At 61.3% G+C, this 20,622-nt stretch carries 14 protein-coding genes; 10 read left to right on the top strand and 4 right to left on the bottom strand.

What is annotated here, in order from left to right; genetic code table 11:
• The first annotated feature begins 60 nt into the window (after positions 1-60).
• From KUG85_RS15560 to KUG85_RS15550, 3 genes are all read left to right on the top strand, one after another.
• Positions 61-690 (top strand): lytic transglycosylase domain-containing protein, encoded by a 630-nt coding sequence (locus KUG85_RS15560; protein ID WP_255612925.1) that lies wholly within the window; start codon positions 61-63, stop codon positions 688-690.
• Between the two features lie 169 nt (positions 691-859).
• Positions 860-1,870 (top strand): ATP-binding cassette domain-containing protein, encoded by a 1,011-nt coding sequence (locus tag KUG85_RS15555; protein WP_223005905.1) that lies wholly within the window; start codon positions 860-862, stop codon positions 1,868-1,870.
• Entirely contained in the window at positions 1,867-2,676 is an 810-nt protein-coding gene (locus tag KUG85_RS15550; RefSeq protein WP_065814857.1) for an ABC transporter permease, read from the top strand. The genes KUG85_RS15555 and KUG85_RS15550 overlap by 4 nt, the downstream gene beginning before the upstream one ends.
• A 1,114-nt stretch (positions 2,677-3,790) precedes the next feature.
• Here KUG85_RS15550 and carB read toward each other — a convergent pair.
• On the bottom strand, positions 3,791-7,288 hold the full coding sequence (gene carB / locus KUG85_RS15545; protein WP_223005903.1) for a carbamoyl-phosphate synthase large subunit: 3,498 nt from the start codon (positions 7,286-7,288) through the stop codon (positions 3,791-3,793).
• A 290-nt stretch (positions 7,289-7,578) separates the two neighbouring features.
• Here carB and KUG85_RS15540 point away from each other — a divergent pair, with 290 nt between their 5' ends.
• Positions 7,579-8,331, top strand: a complete 753-nt coding sequence (locus tag KUG85_RS15540; RefSeq protein ID WP_223005901.1) for a DUF4336 domain-containing protein — start codon at positions 7,579-7,581, stop codon at positions 8,329-8,331.
• A 25-nt stretch (positions 8,332-8,356) separates the two neighbouring features.
• On the opposite strand, the gene KUG85_RS15535 is transcribed toward KUG85_RS15540, so the two are convergent.
• Complete coding sequence (locus KUG85_RS15535; RefSeq protein ID WP_025030705.1) at positions 8,357-8,698, bottom strand: ArsR/SmtB family transcription factor; 342 nt, start codon at positions 8,696-8,698, stop codon at positions 8,357-8,359.
• A 172-nt stretch (positions 8,699-8,870) separates the two neighbouring features.
• Between KUG85_RS15535 and KUG85_RS15530 the strand changes: the two genes are divergently transcribed.
• The 4 genes from KUG85_RS15530 to KUG85_RS15515 all read left to right on the top strand — a co-directional run bounded on the left by KUG85_RS15530 (position 8,871) and on the right by KUG85_RS15515 (position 13,344).
• Entirely contained in the window at positions 8,871-10,043 is a 1,173-nt protein-coding gene (locus KUG85_RS15530; protein WP_223005899.1) for an MFS transporter, read from the top strand.
• Between the two features lie 141 nt (positions 10,044-10,184).
• Positions 10,185-11,108, top strand: coding sequence for a KPN_02809 family neutral zinc metallopeptidase (gene ypfJ / locus KUG85_RS15525; protein WP_223005898.1), 924 nt, complete (start codon positions 10,185-10,187; stop codon positions 11,106-11,108).
• Positions 11,109-11,153: 45 nt separating this feature from the next.
• A complete protein-coding gene (locus KUG85_RS15520; protein ID WP_223005897.1) occupies positions 11,154-11,669 on the top strand; it encodes a DUF2937 family protein in 516 nt (171 codons plus the stop codon).
• A 163-nt stretch (positions 11,670-11,832) separates the two neighbouring features.
• Positions 11,833-13,344: a VWA domain-containing protein gene (locus tag KUG85_RS15515; RefSeq protein WP_223005895.1), complete on the top strand. Its 1,512-nt coding sequence runs from the start codon at positions 11,833-11,835 to the stop codon at positions 13,342-13,344.
• Between the two features lie 53 nt (positions 13,345-13,397).
• Here KUG85_RS15515 and carA read toward each other — a convergent pair whose 3' ends face one another.
• Positions 13,398-14,597, bottom strand: a complete 1,200-nt coding sequence (gene carA / locus KUG85_RS15510; RefSeq protein WP_065814865.1) for a glutamine-hydrolyzing carbamoyl-phosphate synthase small subunit — start codon at positions 14,595-14,597, stop codon at positions 13,398-13,400.
• Positions 14,598-15,005: 408 nt separating this feature from the next.
• Between carA and KUG85_RS15505 the strand changes: the two genes are divergently transcribed.
• Positions 15,006-15,455 carry a GatB/YqeY domain-containing protein gene (locus tag KUG85_RS15505; RefSeq protein ID WP_065815337.1) on the top strand — a complete coding sequence of 150 codons (450 nt, stop codon included), beginning with the start codon at positions 15,006-15,008 and terminating at the stop codon, positions 15,453-15,455.
• Between the two features lie 248 nt (positions 15,456-15,703).
• Positions 15,704-18,070, top strand: a complete 2,367-nt coding sequence (locus tag KUG85_RS15500; RefSeq protein WP_223005893.1) for a heavy metal translocating P-type ATPase — start codon at positions 15,704-15,706, stop codon at positions 18,068-18,070.
• Positions 18,071-18,092: 22 nt separating this feature from the next.
• Here the strand turns inward: KUG85_RS15500 and KUG85_RS15495 are convergent, their stop codons facing one another.
• Positions 18,093-20,474 carry a sensor domain-containing diguanylate cyclase gene (locus tag KUG85_RS15495; RefSeq protein ID WP_223006356.1) on the bottom strand — a complete coding sequence of 794 codons (2,382 nt, stop codon included), beginning with the start codon at positions 20,472-20,474 and terminating at the stop codon, positions 18,093-18,095.
• Positions 20,475-20,622: the final 148 nt, after the last annotated feature.

Raw genomic sequence — 20,622 nt, 5'->3', positions numbered from 1 at the left:
GCTTCGCGTAGCACGATAGAAGGCGCGCGGGTGGGGATGATCTTATCGAAGGAATGCGCCTTGCCATTGTTTTCCCGAATGTTCGTTATCGGTCTCGTGATCGCCATGCCATCCATGGCCGGTTGCACAACGACCGGGAGCGATGGTCAGGCCAAAGCCGATGCCACCGAAAGCAGCGCCGATGCGGCGGTTGTTGCGAACAGCCTGGTCGCAGAGCAGGATGCCGCGATCTCCGATGAAGACGTAAGCCCTGAAGCGTTTGCCGGCCAGCGTCCGCCTTCCGCCGCGCTGACGGCACTGGAAGCCGGCGCAAGTGTGGACCCCGTTGCTCCGCGCAGCGCCGAGCTCGATGCGCTGATCGCTCAGTATGCCGGCATCTATGAAGTGCCTGAGCGGCTGGTGCGCAGGGTCGTGAAGCGGGAGAGCAATTTTAATCCGACGGCCCGCAACCGCATTTATTGGGGGCTGATGCAGATTCGTCACGATACGGCGCAGACCATGGGCTATCGCGGCCCTGCTTCCGGTTTGCTGGATGCCGAAACCAATCTGAAATATGCGGTCAAATACCTCCGTGGCGCATACATCACCGCCGATGGAAACGAAGATCGCGCGGTGCGCTTTTATGCCAGCGGTTACTACTACGATGCCAAGCGCAAGGGGTTGCTCCGGGAAACCGGGCTGCGCGACTGAAATGTGGCCTCGGCGGGAGGTGTCAGCAGCGTTCGAGCGCGCTCGATAACCCGGTTCTGACGAACTCTGGATTGGTGTATGTCTCCGCGCTGTCGGATACTGCCTCGCGGATCCGTCTTGCAGTGGTCCGTTTTGCAGTGATGGGAAACGGCTGCCCGGAGGATTGCACATGAACGATTTGAACCCGGTGGGCACCATGCCGGCCGCCCACGACACATTGCCTCTTGCGATTTCCGTGCGCGGATTGGCCAAGCGCTATGGAGATGTCACGGCGCTGGACGGCATCGATCTGGATGTCCCGCGGGGCATGATCTTCGGCATTCTGGGGCCAAATGGCGCGGGCAAGACCACGCTGATCCGCCTGCTCGCCACACTTGCGCGTCCGGATAGCGGGTCCGCAACCGTCATGGGGCACGATGTTGTTTCAGACCCGCAGGCGGTGAGAGGTGTCATTGCGCTGACGGGGCAGTTTGCCTCGCTCGACGAAGACCTGACGGGTCGTGAAAACCTTGTCATGCTCGCCCGGCTCTGGGGCTTTTCAGGCAGTCTTGCCAAGGCGAGAGCGGACGAGCTGCTTGCAGCTTTCGAGCTCTCGGATGCAGCCAGAAAACAGGTCAAATCCTATTCCGGCGGGATGCGGAGGCGGCTCGATATTGCCGCTTCGCTGATCGTCACACCGGGCGTCCTGTTCCTCGACGAACCCACGACGGGGCTCGATCCGAAAGCGCGGCAGGGCGTCTGGAAAATGATCCGCGCGCTCGCTCAGTCGGGCGTAACGATCCTTCTGACGACGCAGTATCTTGAGGAGGCCGATCAGCTGGCCGCGCGTATCGCCGTTATTGATCGTGGCCGCAAAATCGCTGAAGGCACGAGCCGGGAGCTCAAATCGGCCATCGGCTCCGGCTTCCTCCATGTCGCGCTTGCCGACAATGGACGACTGGACGAGGCGGAGGCCATTCTGGAGCGGACTTTGGGGGCGACCGTGCAGCGCAGCGCCGAAGGCGCCCAGCTTTCCGTGGTCGCCGGCTCGACCCGAGCCGCCAACGAAGCGCTTGCGTCGCTGATTTCAGCTGGGATAGAGCTTTCCGACTTTTCTATGGGCTCACCGAGCCTGGACGAAGTGTTTTTCGCACTGACCGGGCAGCCCATGGAGGAAGAGACCGGGGGAGAGGCATCATGAATTCCATGGAAAACGGCCCTGCAATGCTGTCCAGCCTGGCACGGCCACCCCGACCGTCCGCAATTTCCAATGCACTGACCTTCGGCTGGCGGGCGGTGCTGAAATTCAAGCACGTGCCCGAGCAACTGTTCGACCTGATCATGACGCCCCTCATGTTCACGCTGCTGTTCACATTCGTTTTCGGTGGCGCGCTGGCCGGGTCCACGAGCGACTATCTGCAATTCTTCCTGCCCGGCATCCTGGTGCAGACCGTGGTCTTCAACTCGGTCTATTCCGGCATGGGTCTGTCGACGGACCTCTCCAAGGGCCTGTTTGAGCGCTTTCGCTCGCTGCCCATCTGGTCCCTTTCGCCCTTTGCGGGGCTTATGGTGGGCGATGTTCTGCGTCACACCATTGCGGGGCTGATCATTCTCACCGTGGGACTTGTGCTGGGCTATCGCCCGGAAGCGGGGATCGCGGGGGTTGTTGCGTCCTTTGTGCTTCTTATCGCCATTGGCTTTGGTGTCGGCTGGATTTTCATCGTGCTCGGATTGCTGATCCGCACACCGATGACCGTGATGACCATCGGTTTCACATTCATCTTTCCGCTGGTGTTCGCCTCCAACATCATGGTGCGTCCGGAAACGATGCCGGGCTGGCTGGAGGCGTTTGTGGTGCGGAACCCTGTGTCGCACATGACGACGGCCCTGCGGGGGCTGATGAGCGGAACGGCCACAGGGGGCGAAGTGGTGCTTGCGCTTGTTGCGCCGGCACTTTTGACAATCGTGCTGTCACCACTCGTTCTGTGGCTTTACCGGCGCAGTTAGCCGTCGTCTTTTCGAGCGTGGGAATTGAGCGCGCCCCGACAGGGGCGCGCTCGGACTTCATCAAATGAGCCGCGTTCTCTTCCCGTTGCGGGACAAGGTCAAACCCCCTGTCCTGATACTGGAAAAGGAGGCAGTCGACGCCATCAGCGCAACCGCTGAAATGCTTCAGGTGCCCCGGCAGATCGTAGAACGAACCTGCCGGATATTCCGTCCGCTGACCGTCGATCACGGCGTAAAAAGTGCCCTTTAACACCACCGTCGGGATGGACCGGGTGTGATAGTGATACGGGTTGTCCTTGCCGGCGGGGAACAGGACGAAAGCCTCATAGGGGCCGTCGCCTGCCAGGTCGCCGCGGACATTGGCATATCTGATGCCGCCCGAATCCGGGATCTCGATCCACACGAGTTCCGATGCGGGGAAGGAAACGATCTTCTTCTTGAGCGTTGCCAGATCCGAGCAGGCCGCAACCACAGCCAGCAACGCGAAAAGAGGTAGGGCAATTCTCAAAAATGGCTTCATTGCAAAAGTCCTTGGTGCTTAAAATTCACACGGGGCGCTGCAATACCGACCCCGATCTCGTGCTCCGACAATTTGGCAGGCGCTCTGGCTTCTTGAGTGCCGTGCCAATGATGTTGATGTTTAGCCCGGATGTTCGGATTTGATGGCTTTTTTACTATGTAAACCTTTGTCCTCATGGGGGGCGATCTGAGGGTTTTTATATTAAAAACAATATTATCCTGAAAATCATGCAGTCGTTTGGTTTATGGTGGATTGGTATTTCTGTTTACCCGATCGTACCAGTCGAATTGTATCAATTCGGCAATGGGCTCCCATCGCGTTCGCCGTGGCGGCGCGCGTGAGCCTGTCGAAGGGATTGGGAGAGCCGCGAATGAAAGGCACCCGCGGTTGCGGCATTGGTGCCGTTCGCACCTGATATGAGGTGCGGGATTTCAGGGCGAGGCGCAGCCGCCGGGCCGAGACCGCTTCAGCGTTTCATGGAATCGATGAAGCGGTCTGACTGTTTGCTTTTACGCAATTCAGGACGGAAAATCGGTTTCCACTTTTCCTGGAATCGCTCTCAGCGGGGCGGCTGCGCTCGTGCTGATCTGCCGTTCAGATGAAGTAGCTCTGCAGCGGGCGCACTTCGAGGCTGCCGGCCTTCAATGCGACAATGGCTTCGGCGGCAGCTTCCGCACCTGCCATGGTCGTGTAATAGGGCACTTTCTGCATCAGTGTCGCGCGGCGCAGCGATTTGGAGTCCGACATGGCCTTCTGGCCGTCCGTCGAGTTGAAGACAAGCTGGACCTGACGGTTGCGGATGGCGTCCTCGATGTGCGGGCGGCCTTCCAGAACCTTGTTGATCTTCTCGGCCTCGATACCGTTTTCGCGCAGGAAGCGGGCCGTGCCACCGGTGGCCAGAACATGCCAACCGGCATCGGCAAGCCGCTTGACGGCCGGCAGGACGCGGGCCTTGTCGTCGTCTCGCACCGACACAAACAGGGTTCCTTCGCGCGGCAGGTCGACGCCGGCACCGAGCTGCGCCTTGGCAAAGGCGAGCGCATAGTCGGTGTCCAGACCCATCACCTCGCCGGTGGATTTCATCTCCGGTCCGAGCAGCGTGTCGACGCCGGGAAACCGGGCGAAGGGGAAGACGGCTTCCTTGACCGCGATATGACCGAGGTCGCGCGCGTTCGGCATCGTGCCGTAATGGGCGAAGGCGTTTTCCAGCGTCTCGCCCGACATGATGCGGGCGGCGATCTTGGCGATGGGGCGGCCGATGGTCTTGGCGACGAAGGGAACCGTGCGCGAGGCGCGGGGGTTGACCTCTAGCACGTAGATCTCGCCGTTTTTGACGGCGTACTGTACGTTCATCAGGCCGCCGACCTTCAGCGCGCGGGCGAGGGCGGCTGTCTGCTGTTCCAGTTCTGCGACAAGGCCTTCGTCGAGAGAGTGAACGGGCAGGGAGCAGGCGGAGTCGCCGGAGTGAATGCCTGCTTCCTCAATGTGCTCCATGATGCCCGAAACATAGGTCTGGCCGCCGTCCGAGAGGCAGTCTACATCCACTTCGACCGCTTCGGTGAGATAGGTGTCGAAGAGAAGCGGGTTCTTGGACAGAAGCGTGTTGATCTGACCGGTCTTGTCGGCCGGATACTTCTGGCGGATTTCCTCGGGCACGAGGCCCGGCACCGTATCGAGCAGATAGGTCTGCAGCATGGTCTCGTTGTGGATGATCTGCATGGCGCGGCCGCCCAGAACGTAGGACGGGCGCACGACCAGCGGAAAGCCGAGTTCGGACGCGACGACGCGGGCCTGCTCCACCGAATAGGCGATGCCGTTTTTCGGCTGCTTCAGGCCGAGCTTGATCAGAAGCTTCTGGAAGCGGTCGCGGTCTTCGGCCAGGTCGATCATGTCGGGCGCGGTGCCGAGGATCGGGATGCCGGCCTTTTCAAGCGCGTCGGCAAGCTTGAGCGGCGTCTGGCCGCCGAACTGCACGATCACGCCGTGCAGCGTGCCCGCCTTCTGTTCGGCGCGCAGGATTTCCAGCACGTCTTCAGGCGTCAGCGGCTCGAAATAGAGGCGGTCGGAGGTGTCGTAGTCGGTGGAAACGGTCTCCGGGTTGCAGTTGACCATAATCGATTCATAGCCGGCATCGGCCAGCGCGAAGGCGGCGTGACAGCAGCAATAGTCGAACTCGATGCCCTGGCCGATGCGGTTGGGGCCGCCGCCGAGGATCACCACCTTCTTGCGGTCGGAGACGCGCGCCTCGTCGGCGACTGCGCCGGCGAAGGGCAACTCATAGGTGGAGTACATATAGGCGGTGGGCGCGGCGAATTCGGCCGCGCAGGTGTCGATGCGCTTGAAGACCGGGTGGACGCCAAGAGAATGGCGTTTCTTTTGAATCTCTTCCGTCTCTTTCTTCGTGAGCGACGCGAGGCGCGCATCCGAGAAGCCCATGGACTTCAGCAGACGCAGGTTTTCCGCATCCTCCGGCAGGCCATGCTCGCGCACCCGCTCTTCCATGGCGAGGATCGCTGCAATCTGCTCCAGGAACCACGGGTCGATGCGGCACATGGCGTGGACGTCTTCGAGACTGGTGCCGAGGCGGATGGCCTCGGCCACCATGCGCAGGCGGTCGGGCGTGGGCGTGCCAAGCGCGGCGCGGATGGCGTTCTTGTTTTCAGACGGATCGCCTTCCGGATCGTAGCCGGGGATCTCGATCTCATCGAGGCCGGTCAAGCCCGTCTCAAGACCGCGCAGCGCCTTCTGGAAGGATTCGGCAAAGGTGCGCCCAATGGCCATGACTTCACCCACCGACTTCATGGCGGTGGAGAGAACCGGCTTCGACCCCGGGAACTTCTCGAAGGCGAAGCGTGGGATCTTGGTGACCACATAGTCGATGGAGGGTTCGAAAGAGGCGGGGGTTGCACCGCCGGTGATGTCGTTCTCCAGCTCGTCCAGCGTATAGCCAACGGCGAGCTTGGCCGCGACCTTGGCGATGGGGAAGCCGGTTGCCTTGGAGGCAAGCGCGGAGGAACGCGACACGCGCGGGTTCATCTCGATGACGACGAGACGGCCATTCTCCGGATTGACGGCGAACTGGACGTTCGAGCCGCCGGTCTCCACACCGATCTCGCGCAGCACCGCAATCGATGCGTTGCGCATGATCTGGTATTCCTTGTCCGTCAGCGTCAGGGCAGGGGCGACCGTAATGGAATCGCCGGTGTGCACGCCCATCGGGTCTACATTCTCGATGGAGCAGATGATGATGCAGTTGTCCGCGCGGTCGCGGACCACTTCCATCTCATATTCCTTCCAGCCGAGGACGGATTCCTCGATCAGAACTTCGGTGGTGGGAGAGGCATCGAGGCCCGACGAGACGATTTCGAAGAACTCTTCGCGGTTGTAGGCAATGCCGCCGCCCGTGCCGCCCAGCGTGAAGGAGGGGCGGATGATGGCGGGCAGGCCGACGAAGTCGAGCGCCTGGGCAGCCACGCCCATGGCGTGGTTCATGTAGCGCTGCTTGCGGTCGCTCTCGCCGAGGTTCCATTCGTTTTCGAGATCGTCCAGCGCCGTGTCGAGCGCGTCGCCGGAGAACTTCTCCTTGAGCTCCTTGCGCTTTGCCTCATGTTTCTGGCGGTCGGCGTTTTTGACGTCGGAGGCGTTGGCAAGCATCGAACGCGGCGTTTCGAGCCCGATCTTGGCCATCGCCTCGCGGAACAGCGAACGATCCTCCGCCTTGTCGATGGCTTCGGGCTGGGCGCCGATCATCTCGACATTGTAACGCTCAAGCACACCCATGCGGCGCAGGCTAAGCGCGGTGTTGAGCGCCGTCTGGCCGCCCATTGTCGGTAGCAGCGCGTCGGGCCGCTCCTTGGCGATGATCTTGGCAACCACTTCCGGCGTGATCGGCTCGATATAGGTCGCGTCGGCAAGCTCCGGGTCGGTCATGATCGTGGCCGGGTTGGAGTTCACCAGAATGACTCGGTAGCCCTCTTCTCGCAGCGCTTTGACGGCCTGGGTGCCGGAATAGTCGAACTCGCAGGCCTGGCCGATAACGATGGGGCCGGCCCCGATGATCAGGATCGACTTGATGTCGGTGCGTTTTGGCATGAAAGATCACTCGCGCGTGTGAGCCGACGCCGCACGGGCGGGATGCCGCGCGCAGGCCGGGCAAAAATTGTCGGGCTAGGCGCGCCTTATAGGCAATGGGCGGCCCTGACGGAACCCCGAAAATGACGATTTCAACGCTACCAATGGACACGGGCGCCCATCATGGCCGGAAACTTGCGTTCGCAGTGGACGGGTGACACCGTAGTGCGACGTAAAATAGGGCTGAGCAGGCGCGATTCTCCGCGCGAAGCCCATACCTCGAGTATGTTTGAAATCGTTTGGGAGTTGTTATGGGAGCGCCCCGGGAGACGGCAACCTATCCGCCGCTCAACACACTGAAACCGGTGACGGAAGGTGTCTGGATCGTCGACGGACCTACGATTCCGTTCGGACCGCCCGGGCTCAAAATGCCGTTCCCCACACGCATGACGGTTTTCCGGCTTAACGATGGCGGACTGTTCGTGCACTCCCCGACGCATATGACGGAGGATTTGCGTGCCGGGATGGATGCGCTCGGCCCCGTCCGGTACATCGTGGCGCCGAACCGCATCCACTACTGGTGGGTGCCATTCTGGCGGGGGGCATATCCAGAGGCGGAAATCTGGATGGCGCCACGCATCCGCGAACAGGCCGGAGGGCATATCGACTTCCCGACCCGCGAACTCACGGGAGACAGCGGTTATCCCTGGGATGCCGAGATTCGCACCCTGCCAATCTCTGGAAGCTTCATGACCGAGGTGGAGTTTTTCCATATTGGAAGCCGGACGCTCGTTCTGACGGATTTCATCGAGAATTTCGAAGCAGAGAAACTAAACTGGTGGCGGCGCATCATGGCGCGGCTGGGCGGTGTGCTGGCCCCGCATGGCGCGATGCCGCGCGATATGCGGCTGACGTTCGCAAAGCAGCGTCCGGCGTTGAAACAGGCGGTGGAAACCATGATTGGCTGGGCGCCCGAACGCGTGATCATCGCTCACGGGCGGTGGTTCGAGCGCGACGGCACGACGGCTTTGAAACGGTCTTTCGACTGGTTGCTCGACGGATAGCACTGGCGCCGGCGCGGCACCGGGGTCAGACGGCCTGTTCGATCCGCTTTTCGGGTGGGGGCAGGGTGATCGCGGTGGCAAGAATGGAATCGAGAAGCCCCGGAAATCGTGCGTTGAGATCGTCCCTGCGCAGCGAAATCAGCCTTTTCGTGCCGCACGGCTCGACACGGATGACGCCGGCCTCGCGCAGTTTCGCAAAATGATAGGACAGATTCGATTTCGAGCCCAACAGCTTGAACTCCGCGCAGGCGAGTGGTTCGTCACCACGTCTGGCAAGGTCGCCCAGGATGGCAAGTCGTGTCTGATCGCCCAGGACGGCAAGCACATGGGGCAGTGATATCTGATCTACGGTCGGGTGCTGTAACATGTCCTGAACACTAAGCTTTCGCAGGCAGGATGCAAGCCGTTCGCCACGGTGTGGGCGCCTTCCGCCGCGTTGACGCAAAGGCAGGAACCGACAGGATCGACGCGATCGGAGGTTGACATCGGGCAGGTTTGGTTCAAAAGTTCAATGGATTTTGAACTAAAGGATTTTCCCCATGGATAAGCGTCTCTTCCTGCTGGCGCTCGGTGCCTTTGCCGTCAGCACGGTCGCTTTCGTCTTCGCCGGCCTTTTGCCATTGATTGCCTCTGACACCGGTGTAACGGTCGCCGAGGCCGGCTATCTCGTTTCTGCCTACTCGCTTGCCTACGCGATCGGCACACCCATTCTCTCGGCGCTGACCGGCGCGATGAACCGGCGCCGGGTCATTGCCATAGCCATGATGGCGTTCGTCGCGGGCAATCTGACGGCTGCCGCAAGTGGCGGCTTCGGGACGCTGTTTGCTGCGCAGATCGTGATTGGCATGGCGGGCGGACTGTTCGCGGCAACCGCACAGGCCGCGGCCGTCGCGCTTGCCGGCCCGGAACGCCGCGCTGCGGCGATTGCCGTCGTTGTCGGCGGAACCACCTTTGCGCTGGCTTTTGGAGCGCCCTCCGGCTCGCTGCTGGCGCATTACGTCGGCTGGCGTGGAGCCTTTTTGGGGCTCTCCGGTGTAGGGTTTCTTTGCCTTCTTGCGCTCTGGTGGAAGTTGCCGCGCGATCTCGACGGTTCGCACACGCCGCTGGGAGAGAGGCTTTTGGTGATCCGGCGCCCGGGCGTCGCGCGGGCGATTGCGGTCACCCTGCTTTATCTGACCGGAGGGTTCACAATCATCGCCTATCTGGGCCCGATCGCCATCGACGGGGTGGGGCTGACACCGGATTATCTGCCCGCAGTGCTTTTGGCTTACGGATGCGGCGCCATTCTCGGCAATTATGCGAGCGGGCGGCTGGCTGACCGGATCGGCGCGACCCGTGTCGTGGTCGGGTCCATGCTATTTGCTTCTCTCTTCGCCGTCGTTTTCAGCGCCATCATGCTGTTTGTGCCCGACACGGTCGCTGCACCGCTTCTCATCGCGCTTCTGGTGCCGTGGGGTTTTCTCGGCTGGACCTTTCCGCCCGCCCAGGCGAGCCGGCTGGTGGGGTATGCACCGGACGTGGCGGGGCTGACGCTGGCACTCAACGCATCAGCCATCTATTTCGGCATTGGACTGGGTACGCTCATTGGCGGGCGCGTGCTGGAATTCGGGCAGGTCTGGGAACTCGGTCTGGTCGCCGCAGTTTTTCCGTTGCTCGCACTTGCCTTCGTTCGGCGCGGGCGCAGGACGCACGCCGCGGTGTCTGCTGCCTGAGACGCTCGACGTTCCTGCCGGCGATGCAAAAATCGCCGGCAGGACGTTGCCGCCTCCTCCGCGAGCCGGGAAACAACCTCTGGCCTTCTGGTGTATAAGCCGATAACTATCATCTATTGAAGGCAACTGGGAATTGCACGTATGCGCTGGAAGGGTCGTCGCCAAAGCAGCAATGTCGAGGACCGCAGGGGTCGTTCGGGAGGCGGAGGGTCGTTTCCTGGCGGATTTGGCCGGTCCGGCGGGCGTATAAGGCTGCCTATGGGAGGCGGCAGACGTGCCGGCGGCGGCCTCTCCGGTATCATCGTTCTGGTCGTGCTCTTCTTCGCCCTGCGTGCCTGCGGTATCGACCCGCTGGAGATGCTGGCCGGCGGGCCCGGTGGGAGCAACCAGACGACCACCACACAGCAGCAGGGCACCAGCGGTGCCAGCGATGAGATGAAGCAGTTCGTGAGCGTCGTGCTGGCCGAAACGGAAGACACCTGGAATGGCATTTTCGAATCCCAGGGGCTCGACTACAAGGAACCGGCGATGGTTCTTTTCACCGATTCCGTGCGCTCTGCCTGTGGCTTCGCCTCGGCAGCGACTGGCCCGTTTTATTGTCCGGGCGACCAGAAGGTTTATCTCGATCTCGGTTTCTTCGACCAGCTCGCGCGCCGCTTCGATGCTTCGGGCGATTTTGCACAGGCCTATGTGGTTGCGCATGAGGTGGGGCACCACGTGCAGAACGTGACCGGCATTTTGCCGCGCTTCAATCAGATGCGGCAGCGTATGAGCCAGGCCGAGGCCAACGCCATGTCGATCCGTGTCGAGCTGCAGGCCGACTGCTTCGCCGGTATCTGGGCACATTACACGGCCCAGAAAGGGCTGCTCGAAGATGGCGATATCGATGAAGCGCTGAATGCGGCCAACCAGATTGGCGACGATACGCTGCAACGCCGCACCCAGGGTTACGTGGTGCCGGAAAGCTTCAACCATGGCACGTCGCAGCAGCGGCGGACATGGTTTGCGCGGGGGCTCAAGAGCGGACGGCTGGCCGATTGCGATACGTTCAACGAGCCAATCTAGGCCTGGGCCAGTCGTTCCACTACCACGCAAGAGGTGGATCGGAACATGTTTGGACTAGGACGAATACTCGGCCTTGTTGTGGCTGTTGTCTGCGGGGCGGTCACGTCGCAGGCGCCTGAGTTTTCCCAGCAGTATCGACAGCGGCTCAACGGTGCCCAGGACGAGTTGAGAACGGTCATCGAAGCCTTCGATGCCGATGCGGCCAACAACAATCTGAGCCGCGAAAACGCTATTCGGGTCTACGAAAAGACGGGCAGCACCTTCCTGCAGAACCGCGCGGCCTCCGTTCGGACCGCCATCGGCCGCCTGGGCGATCTAGAGCGGCAATCACAGGCCTTTGACGAAGCCATGCCCGTGCTCAGACCTCTGGTTGTAGCGCGTGCGCCCGACGGTTCTGTCCTGCAGGGAGCTTTTCGGGACTTTGAACCGGCCATCCCCATCACGTTGCACGGATTTGTGTGGACCGGCGCGGGCCTGATCCTCGGTTTTTCCATCATGTGGCTGCTCGGCCTGCCTTTCAGGCGGAGGAAGCACTATCCGGCGCGCAATCTTCGCGTGTAGAATTGCAACTACCCGTTTAACGCGTTCTTAAAACCCGCAGACTAGGTTGCCGCCAACAAAAAATGCTTGGGTGGGCAACATGATTTCTCGGTTAGGATGCGTACTGCGCTCCGGCGCGCTTCTGTGTCGGCGTTTCGGTGCCGACAGGTCTGGCAACTTTGCAATGATGACGGCTCTGTCGGCCATGGCACTGGTCGGCGCTTCCGGCTTTGCTCTGGATTACTCGAATATGAGCCGTGAGCACTCGCAGTTGCAGAATGCGCTCGATACGGCGGCGCTGGCCGTGGCGCAAAGGGGAAAGAAGATTTCCGATGCGGAGGCGGAGAGCATTGCGCGCTCCTTTCTCGACGGCAATCTCCCCGCAACATACTATGCGCTAAAGGTCGATCGCGATGGCCGCTCCGTGCGGGTGACGGCCAATGTCGATGTCGACCTGCTCTTCGGTGGGATATTCGGTAAGAAATCCATGCCGGTCGGCGCGACCTCCCAGGCCGATGTCGCTCTGGTCTCTTATGAAATCGCACTGGTGCTCGACACCACCGGTTCCATGGGCGGGCGCAAGCTGCGCGACATGAAAAAAGCCGTCGAGGAAATGATCGACAATATTTCCGCGCAGGTGGACAACAAGGAGCGCCTGCGCTTTGCGCTTGTGCCATTCTCGACCTTTGTGAATGTGGGGCCGCAATATGGCCCGGAGTTCGACGACAAGGGGAAGATGAAGGAGGGGACAGGGGCGCCCTGGCTTGATCTTTACGGGGAGAGCGAGGTTCCCCAACTCGAGCTTCAGACCGGCATCAGCCGCTTCCAGGTCTACAACCGTCTCGGAGTCGAGTGGAAGGGCTGCGTCGAGACACGCATGCGCGATGGCACCACGCGGCACGACGTGGCGGCAACAGCTGCGGACCGTCGGGACCCCGCCAGCCTTTTCGTTCCTGCGTTTGCGATCGATGAGCCGGAAACGGATCGTTCAGAGCGCTTCTATAACGACTATCTGGACTCGTCAGTTGATCCTTTCGACAACACTACTCTCGGCAAAGTGCAAAAGGTCGGAAAATATGGTTTCGATCTTCTGGGGAATGTCCTGGGTGGCAAGAAGCCTAAGCCAAAGCGTGATGCTCCAGGGCCAAACTACATGTGCAGTTCCGAGCCGCTCACGCCGCTCACCAACGACTATGCCATTCTCAAGTCGAAGGTGAGGCAGTTCGAGGCCGATGGCAACACCAACATCATGGAAGGCGTTTCCTGGGGCGCACGCGTCCTCTCGCCGGACGAGCCATTCCCTGCGGGGAATTCGGAGGATGGCCTGGTCAAGGTCATGGTTGTCCTGACGGACGGTGCGAACACGTTTGGCGTTCTGCGCAACCGTCTTCGGTCTCGCTACACGAGCTTTGGCTATATGGTGGAGGGCCGCCTCGACGGGGAGGTCAACGCGAGCTCCAGCAAATCCACCAGGCTGATGAACGACAAGACAATCGAGGCCTGCGATTTTGCCAAGAAGAGCGGCATCGACATCTACACGATCCGGCTCGAGGTCCGCGATACCGGAACGGATGACATGATGCGCACCTGTGCGAGCCGGCCCGATCAGTATTTTGACACACCTTCGAGCCGTCAGCTCAAGGAAGTGTTCGACAAGATCGGCGAGCAGATCGTGAAGCTGCGTCTTTCTTCCTGACCGAAGCAGGCAGACGCAAAAAATGAAGAGGGCGGCCCGAGGCCGCCCTTTGCTTATTCGGCGAGAGCCGGTTCGCCCCGCCGTTCACGGATCAGATTGGCGAAGCGGCGGAAGAGATAGTGAGAATCCTGCGGGCCGGGGGACGCTTCCGGGTGATGCTGGACCGAGAAGACGGGCCTGCCGACGATCGTCAGGCCGCAATTGCTGCCGTCGAACAGGGAAACATGGGTTTCCTCGACACCTTCCGGCAGCGTGTCGCCATCGACCGCGAAACCATGGTTCATGGAAACGATCTCGACCTTGCCGGTGGTGAAATCCTTCACCGGATGGTTCGCACCGTGATGGCCCTGATGCATCTTGACGGTCTTGGCGCCGAGTGCGAGCGCCAGCATCTGGTGACCGAGGCAGATGCCGAAGACCGGGATTTCCGTTTCAAGCAGCTCGCGGATCATCGGTACGGCGTATTCGGCAGTGGCTGCCGGATCACCCGGGCCATTGGAGAGGAACACGCCATCGGGCTGCATGGCGAGGATGTCGGCGGCGCTGGTTCTGGCGGGAACCACGGTCACTTTCGCGCCGAGGCCGGCCAGAAGGCGCAGGATGTTGCGCTTTGCGCCATAGTCGACCGCGACGATGTGGTGGGTCGGCGCATCCTGCGCGCCGAAGCCCTCGTCCCAGACCCAGGGCGTTTCCGTCCAGCCTTGCGACTGGCCCGAGGTGACTTCCTTTGCGAGATCAAGGCCCACGAGCCCCGACCATTCGCGCGCCTTTGCCCTGAGCGCTTCGATATCGAACGTGCCGTCGGGACTGTGCGCGATGACGGCGTTGGCTGCACCCTTTTCGCGCAGGAGTGCGGTCAGTGCGCGCGTATCGACGCCACTGATGGCAACAAGGCCGCGCCGCTTCAGCCAGGCATCGAGATGACCGTTGGAACGATAATTTGATGGGTTCGTGATATCGGCGCGGAAAACGGCGCCGACCGCGCCTGCACGGGCAGCCGGATTGAGGTCTTCAATGTCTTCGTCGTTGGCCCCGACATTGCCGATATGCGGGAAGGTGAAGGTGACGATCTGGCCGGCATAGGACGGATCGGTGAGGACCTCCTGATAACCGGTCAGGGCCGTGTTGAAGCACAGCTCGCCGATTGCCTCTCCGCCGGCGCCCATGCCTTTGCCCTCGATCACCGTGCCATCGGCCAACACGATCAGGGCTGTCGGCCGGCTCGTGGTCCAGGGGGCGGTCTTGGTCGCCATTGGGGTCTCCATCATTCGTGTGCCTGAAGGCGGTCGCGGGCAGGAGGCCGGCGCGCGCTTCAGGTTTCCTTAACATGATCTGCGAGCAGACCGGTTCTCACTTTTTGCCGTCGAACGCAAGGGGGCAGAAGCATGGGGGGCTTGAAAGACGGTCTCGCATGGGCCATATGCCCCAGCGAAATGGATCCGCGACATGGCGCCCGCGATATGGCGAGAGCCGGTGGATTCAGGCCGAAAAGGAAATTGTCCATGCAGGGTGCGGACAATAGGCAAAGGCTGTAAAACGGTCAATCACTCGCAAATAATTATTTATGTCAATGTTTCCAATGACTTATTGGAGCGTTGCCGCTTGCTTCGCGAGTTGGCCGGAGCTATGTTCGTCCTTAGCGACGGGAGACAGGTGTTATGATGCGCGAGAAGCTCGCCAGGGCGTTGAACGACGCCGTCAAACAGAAGGACAAACGCCGCATTTCAACGCTGCGTCTGGTTCAGACTGCAATCAAGGACCGGGATATTGCCAATCGCGGGGCGGGCAAGGATCCCGTGAGCGATGAGGAAATTCTCCAGATTCTCTGCAAGATGGCCAAGCAGCGGCAGGAATCCGCGAAAGCTTTCGAAGAGGGCAATCGCCTGGAGCTTGCCGAGCAGGAGCGCGAGGAAATCTCGGTGATTACCGAGTTCCTGCCCAAGCCGCTTGGCGAAGACGATCTGAAGCAGGCCTGCGCGCAGGTGGTTCATGAAGTTGGCGCAGACGGACTTCGTGACATGGGCCGGTGCATGAATGTGCTCAAGGAGAAGTTCCCCGGGCGCATGGATTTTGGCAAGGCGAGCGGCATCGTCAAAGGCATGCTGCGCTAGATCGCCCTGCGTCCATCCGGATGCACAAAGGACGATCTAAATAATTGATTTAGCATCGGAATAGCTCGAAAACCGGTTTCCACTTTTCGGTCCGATGCGCTACGCAGACGGACGAATCTTTCGAGAAATTTTCAGGGCGGCTCAACCGAGCCGCCCTTTTTGCGTTGGCAGTGGAACGGCTGTAATGCTTGACCTTCCAGTTGCTGGAAGCGTTACGGCAGGGCGAAGCTGGTTCCAGGAGTTGTTGAATGACCCACGACGACAAGCACCATCACGCACTTGGACACCACCATAGCGGAAAAGCACACGCACCCGGCGGGATGACGGCACGCGATCCCGTCTGCGGAATGGCCGTGGATGTGGGGGAGACAGAGCACACCCTTGAGCGTGAGGGGGAGCGGTTCCACTTCTGCTCGGCAGGCTGCAAAGACAGGTTCGAGACCGATCCTGACCGGTATCTGAAGGCGCGGGATGAAGCCGAGCCGGCGCCAAAGGGAACCAGATACACCTGTCCGATGCATCCGCAGATCGTGCGGGATCGGCCGGGCTCCTGCCCGATCTGCGGTATGGCGCTTGAACCGATGGGAGTGCCGACGGGCGATGAAGGTCCCAATCCGGAACTTGTGGATTTCACGCGCCGTTTCCAGGTCAGCGCACTCCTGGCCGTGCCGCTTCTGCTGATTGCGATGGGGCCGATGGTCGGCTTGCCGTTTCGGCACTGGATCGGCGAGCCGGCGGCTGTGTGGCTGGAATTCGCGCTGGCGACGCCGGTCGTTCTCTGGGCGGCGCTGCCGTTCTTCGAGCGGGGCTATGAGTCTTTCGTGAACCGCAGTCCGAATATGTGGACGCTGATCTCCATCGGTGTCGGTGCGGCTTATGCCTATAGCGTGGTTGCCACGCTTGTGCCGGGAATATTCCCGGCTCAATTTCGGGGGGAAGGTGGTGCCGTACCGGTTTACTTCGAGGCATCCGCGGTGATCGTCGCATTGGTCTTCCTCGGGCAGGTACTGGAGCTGCGGGCGCGGGAGCGGACAGGCTCGGCCATCCGCGCGCTGCTCGACCTCGCGCCGAAAACGGCGCGGCGCATCGCCGAAGACGGGTCGGAAGCCGACGTGCCGCTCGAAGACGTCAAAGCGGGCGACAGGCTGCGGGTACGCCCCGGTGACAGCGTGCCGGTGGATGCGACGGTCGAGGAAGGCCGGTCGTCGATCGACGAATCCATGATCACCGGGGAGCCGGTTCCGGTCGAGAAAGCCGGGGGCGATCCGGTGACCGGCGGGACGCTCAACAAGAACGGCACGCTGATTGTGCGTGCTGAACGTGTTGGCTCAGAGACCGTCCTGTCGCAGATTGTCGACATGGTGGCGAAGGCACAGCGCTCACGCGCGCCGATCCAGGGGCTTGCGGACCGCGTTTCCTTCTACTTCGTTCCGACTGTGGTGCTTGTCGCCATACTGGCGTTTATCGTCTGGGCGCTGTTCGGGCCCGAGCCGTCGATGGTGTTCGCCATTGTCTCTGCGGTTTCGGTGCTGATCATCGCCTGCCCGTGCGCGCTCGGGCTTGCGACCCCCATGTCGATCATGACGGCCACGGGGCGAGGGGCGCAGGCCGGTGTCCTGATCAAGGATGCCGAGGCGCTGGAACGTTTTGCCGGGGTCGACACGCTCATCGTCGACAAGACCGGGACACTGACCGAAGGGCGCCCCCGGCTGACGGATGTGATCGCTTCGGGGGAAATGGACGAGGACCGGCTTCTGATGTTCGCCGCAAGCCTCGAGCGCGGGTCGGAGCATCCCCTTGCCGAGGCGATTGTGGCCGGAGCGGAAGACCGAGGCATCACGCTCGAAAAGTCTGACGATTTCGATGCGGTCACCGGCAAGGGCGTAGCCGGTGATGTGGCGGGGCACAGGATTGCGCTTGGCAACAGGGCGATGATGGAAGATGCGGGCGTGCCGGTTGAAAGTCTGGCTGAACGCGCCGACGCGCTGCGTGCCGAGGGCAAGACGGCCATGTTTGTTTCCGTTGACGGAGAAATCGCGGGGCTGGTGGCTGTTGCCGATCCGGTCAAGAAAACCACCGCCGACGCCATCCGCGCACTTCACGATCTCGGCCTGAAAATCATCATGGCAACGGGTGACAACGCACGCACCGCGAAAGCCGTGGCCGAGCGGCTTGGGATCGATGAAGTGCGTGCCGACATGCTGCCCGAGGGCAAACAGAAGCTGATCGAGGAACTGCGCGAAAACGGCGCGAGCGTTGCGATGGCCGGCGACGGGGTGAATGACGCTCCCGCCCTTGCCGCCGCCGATGTGGGCATCGCCATGGGAACGGGCGCCGATGTGGCGGTGGAAAGTGCCGGCATCACGCTGGTGAAGGGCGACCTCAACGGGATCGTACGCGCCCGCGCGCTGGCGCAGGCGACGATAAGAAACATCAAGGAGAATCTATTCTTCGCCTTCGTCTACAACGCGCTTGGCGTTCCGGTCGCAGCCGGTATTCTCTATCCCGTTTTCGGGACCCTTTTGTCACCGATGATCGCGGCGGCGGCGATGAGCCTTTCGTCCGTATCGGTTATCGCCAATGCGCTGCGGTTGCGTACCGTGAGGCTCGGATAGCATTTACCGCAGGGCGAAGGGCTTAAGCCGCGTTGGCGTCGGTGCTTTTCTCTTCTGCCTGGATGTCATCTTCCTGCAGATCGTCGAGCGGGCTCGGGCGTCCGAGGTAGTAGCCCTGGCCGATCTGGCAGAGTTCCTTTGCCAGGAAGCTCAACTCGCCGGACGTTTCCACGCCTTCGGCCAGAACCGGCAGGCCAAGGCCGCGGCCGATGCCCAGAACCGCGCGGACGATGGTGGCGGCCTGTTCGTTCGTGTCCACCTGGCGGATGAAGCTCCCGTCGATCTTGATCTTGTCGAAGGGAAAGGCACGCAGATTGGAAAGCGATGAATACCCGGTGCCGAAATCGTCCATCGCGACCCGGATTCCGAGCGCTTTCAACTGACGCAGTGTGGTAAGCGCGCGGTGCATGTCGCGGACCAGAGCTGTCTCCGTAATCTCGATCTCCAGGCGATGCGGGGACAGGCCGGTTTCCAGAAGAATGCGGTGAACGGTCTGTGCGAAATTCATGCTGTGGAGCTGGACCGCAGAGACGTTGACTGCAATCATCAGATTGCTTTTCCAGCCGGCGGCCGCCTGGCAGGCGGTCCTGAGCACCCATTCGCCGATCGGAACGATGGTGCCGCTGTCTTCAGCAACCGGGATAAAGATGCCGGGTGACACATTTCCACGTTCGGGATGCTGCCAGCGCAGAAGTGCTTCGTAGCCGATCAGTTCGCCATTATCGAGCTTCTTCTGTGGCTGATAGACGAGGTGAAATTCGTTGCGGGTCACCGCGTGACGCAGCTCATGCTCCATGATCCTGCGGGAGCGCGCCTCGAGACCCATGGCGTGCTCGTAGAAGCGGTAGGTGTCGCGCCCTTCCGACTTGGCCCTGTAGAGCGCCGTGTCGGCGTGGCTGATCAAGGTTTCCTGGTCTTTTGCATCGCGGGGGTAAAGGGCGATGCCGATGCTGGTCGACATGAGGCCGTCGCTGCTTGCACGCGCATTCTCGGCCCGAAACGCCTCAAGAATCTTTTCGGCCAGGCTCGCTGCCTCCTTGTGACTGGAGATACCGGGAACGATGATGGCGAACTCATCACCACCAAGGCGCGCCAGCATCTGCCCCTCGCCCAGAACGCTGCCAGCGTTTTCCGCGACCCTGCGCAGCATCGCGTCGCCGGCGGCGTGGCCGAACAGGTCGTTGACCTCCTTGAAGCGATCGAGATCCAGGCATAGCAACGCTATCGATTTTCCATCGGCGAGCGTTGCCATTTCCTTTTCCAACTGCGCCGTGAAGCTGCGCCGGTTGGGCAGGTTGGTCAGCGTGTCGTGCATGGCGAGGCGACGGATGTCGGCCTCCGCCTTCTTGCGTTCGAAGAGGTCGCGTACGGCTATGACGGTGTGCGGTTTGCCGCTGTAGTCGATGGTGCGGGAGAGGAGTTCCACCGGACGGCTCGATCCGTTGGCGTGTTCGAGAGTGGTCTCCCAGATCGGTTCCTCCGCGATGGCGCCATTGCGGTCAATGGTGCCGAAGATCGTGGTGAAATCCATGCCGACCAGTTGTTCGATGTCGCGACCGCACAATCTCGCCAGACTCTGGTTGGCGGTGACGATGATGGTGTCGTCGCATACAAGCAGGCCTTCAAAGGCGGCGTTGGCGAGACCCCGCAGACGGCTTTCCTCCGCGACGGCGCGGCGTTTGTCGCGAATATCGACCCAAAGTGCGACGGCTGTCAGTGCAAAGATCATCACTGCTGCAAGTGTAACAGCGGCCGCCAGCACGGTGGAGGGAACGGAGAACTCGGAAATGGTGATGTTTGGATCGGGAATGATGGAAGCGGCACCCATTGCCGTGAAATGCATGGTGCAGATTGCAAGCGTAAGTGTCAGGCTTGCGGCGACGTTGCGTGCCTGCGAGGTGCGCGCCAGTGCAATCTGGATCGCCAGAGCGCCAAAGACAATGCCAGCCACGAGAGAGGCAACAGCCAGCGTCATGTCCCATTCCAGCCGGCCCTCCACTTCGAACGCAATCATGCCGGTGAAATGCATTACGGCGATGCCTGCTCCGATGATCGAGCCGCCGACAAGATGGTGGTCCAGTGTCGGACGGGCCGTGGCGACGGACATGCCCAGACCGCTACAGAGGATTGCAAGTATCAGCGACAATGCGGTGAGCGGAACATCGTAGGCGGTCGGCATGCCCGGGGAGAAGGCCAGCATGGCCACGAAGTGGGTGGCCCAGACCCCAAAACCGAAGCAGATCGCAGCGACGGTCGTCCACAACAGGCGGGTCTGACCCGCCGACTTGCGCAGATGCCGTAATAGCGTCACCGCAGCAAATGAGGCGACCGCTCCAAGCACGCCAGCCAGGAGAACCAGCCGGAGGTCATGTTCATTGACGATGCAGTTGTATACCGTAAGCACTTGTTCCGCCACCCTAATTGCTTGCAATGCCGGCCTTGTTTTCCGGCCTTGTTCCTGTCAGTGGAGGCAGGTTTAACACGTGCATTTGAATAATCGGTTAAGTTGTATGCGGGGCTGTTGCGCCGCCTGTCATATCAGGCTGTGAATA

It is taken from the genome of Nitratireductor rhodophyticola (genome assembly GCF_019891355.1).
GTDB classification, from domain to species: Bacteria; Pseudomonadota; Alphaproteobacteria; order Rhizobiales; family Rhizobiaceae; genus Nitratireductor; species Nitratireductor rhodophyticola.
Note: the sequence above shows the minus strand (reverse complement) of the source record. Positions and strands in the feature narration are given on the sequence as shown.

Bases quoted from the DNA above. Each gene is read 5' to 3' on its own strand.
- KUG85_RS15555 (WP_223005905.1), top strand. From the start codon at position 860: ATGAACGATTTGAACCCGGTGGGCACCATGCCGGCCGCCCACGACACA.
- KUG85_RS15550 (WP_065814857.1), top strand. From the start codon at position 1,867: ATGAATTCCATGGAAAACGGCCCTGCAATGCTGTCCAGCCTGGCACGG.
- carB (WP_223005903.1), bottom strand. From the start codon at position 7,288: ATGCCAAAACGCACCGACATCAAGTCGATCCTGATCATCGGGGCCGGC.
- KUG85_RS15540 (WP_223005901.1), top strand. From the start codon at position 7,579: ATGGGAGCGCCCCGGGAGACGGCAACCTATCCGCCGCTCAACACACTG.
- KUG85_RS15535 (WP_025030705.1), bottom strand. From the start codon at position 8,698: ATGTTACAGCACCCGACCGTAGATCAGATATCACTGCCCCATGTGCTT.
- KUG85_RS15530 (WP_223005899.1), top strand. From the start codon at position 8,871: ATGGATAAGCGTCTCTTCCTGCTGGCGCTCGGTGCCTTTGCCGTCAGC.
- ypfJ (WP_223005898.1), top strand. From the start codon at position 10,185: ATGCGCTGGAAGGGTCGTCGCCAAAGCAGCAATGTCGAGGACCGCAGG.
- KUG85_RS15520 (WP_223005897.1), top strand. From the start codon at position 11,154: ATGTTTGGACTAGGACGAATACTCGGCCTTGTTGTGGCTGTTGTCTGC.
- KUG85_RS15515 (WP_223005895.1), top strand. From the start codon at position 11,833: ATGATGACGGCTCTGTCGGCCATGGCACTGGTCGGCGCTTCCGGCTTT.
- carA (WP_065814865.1), bottom strand. From the start codon at position 14,597: ATGGCGACCAAGACCGCCCCCTGGACCACGAGCCGGCCGACAGCCCTG.
- KUG85_RS15505 (WP_065815337.1), top strand. From the start codon at position 15,006: ATGCGCGAGAAGCTCGCCAGGGCGTTGAACGACGCCGTCAAACAGAAG.
- KUG85_RS15500 (WP_223005893.1), top strand. From the start codon at position 15,704: ATGACCCACGACGACAAGCACCATCACGCACTTGGACACCACCATAGC.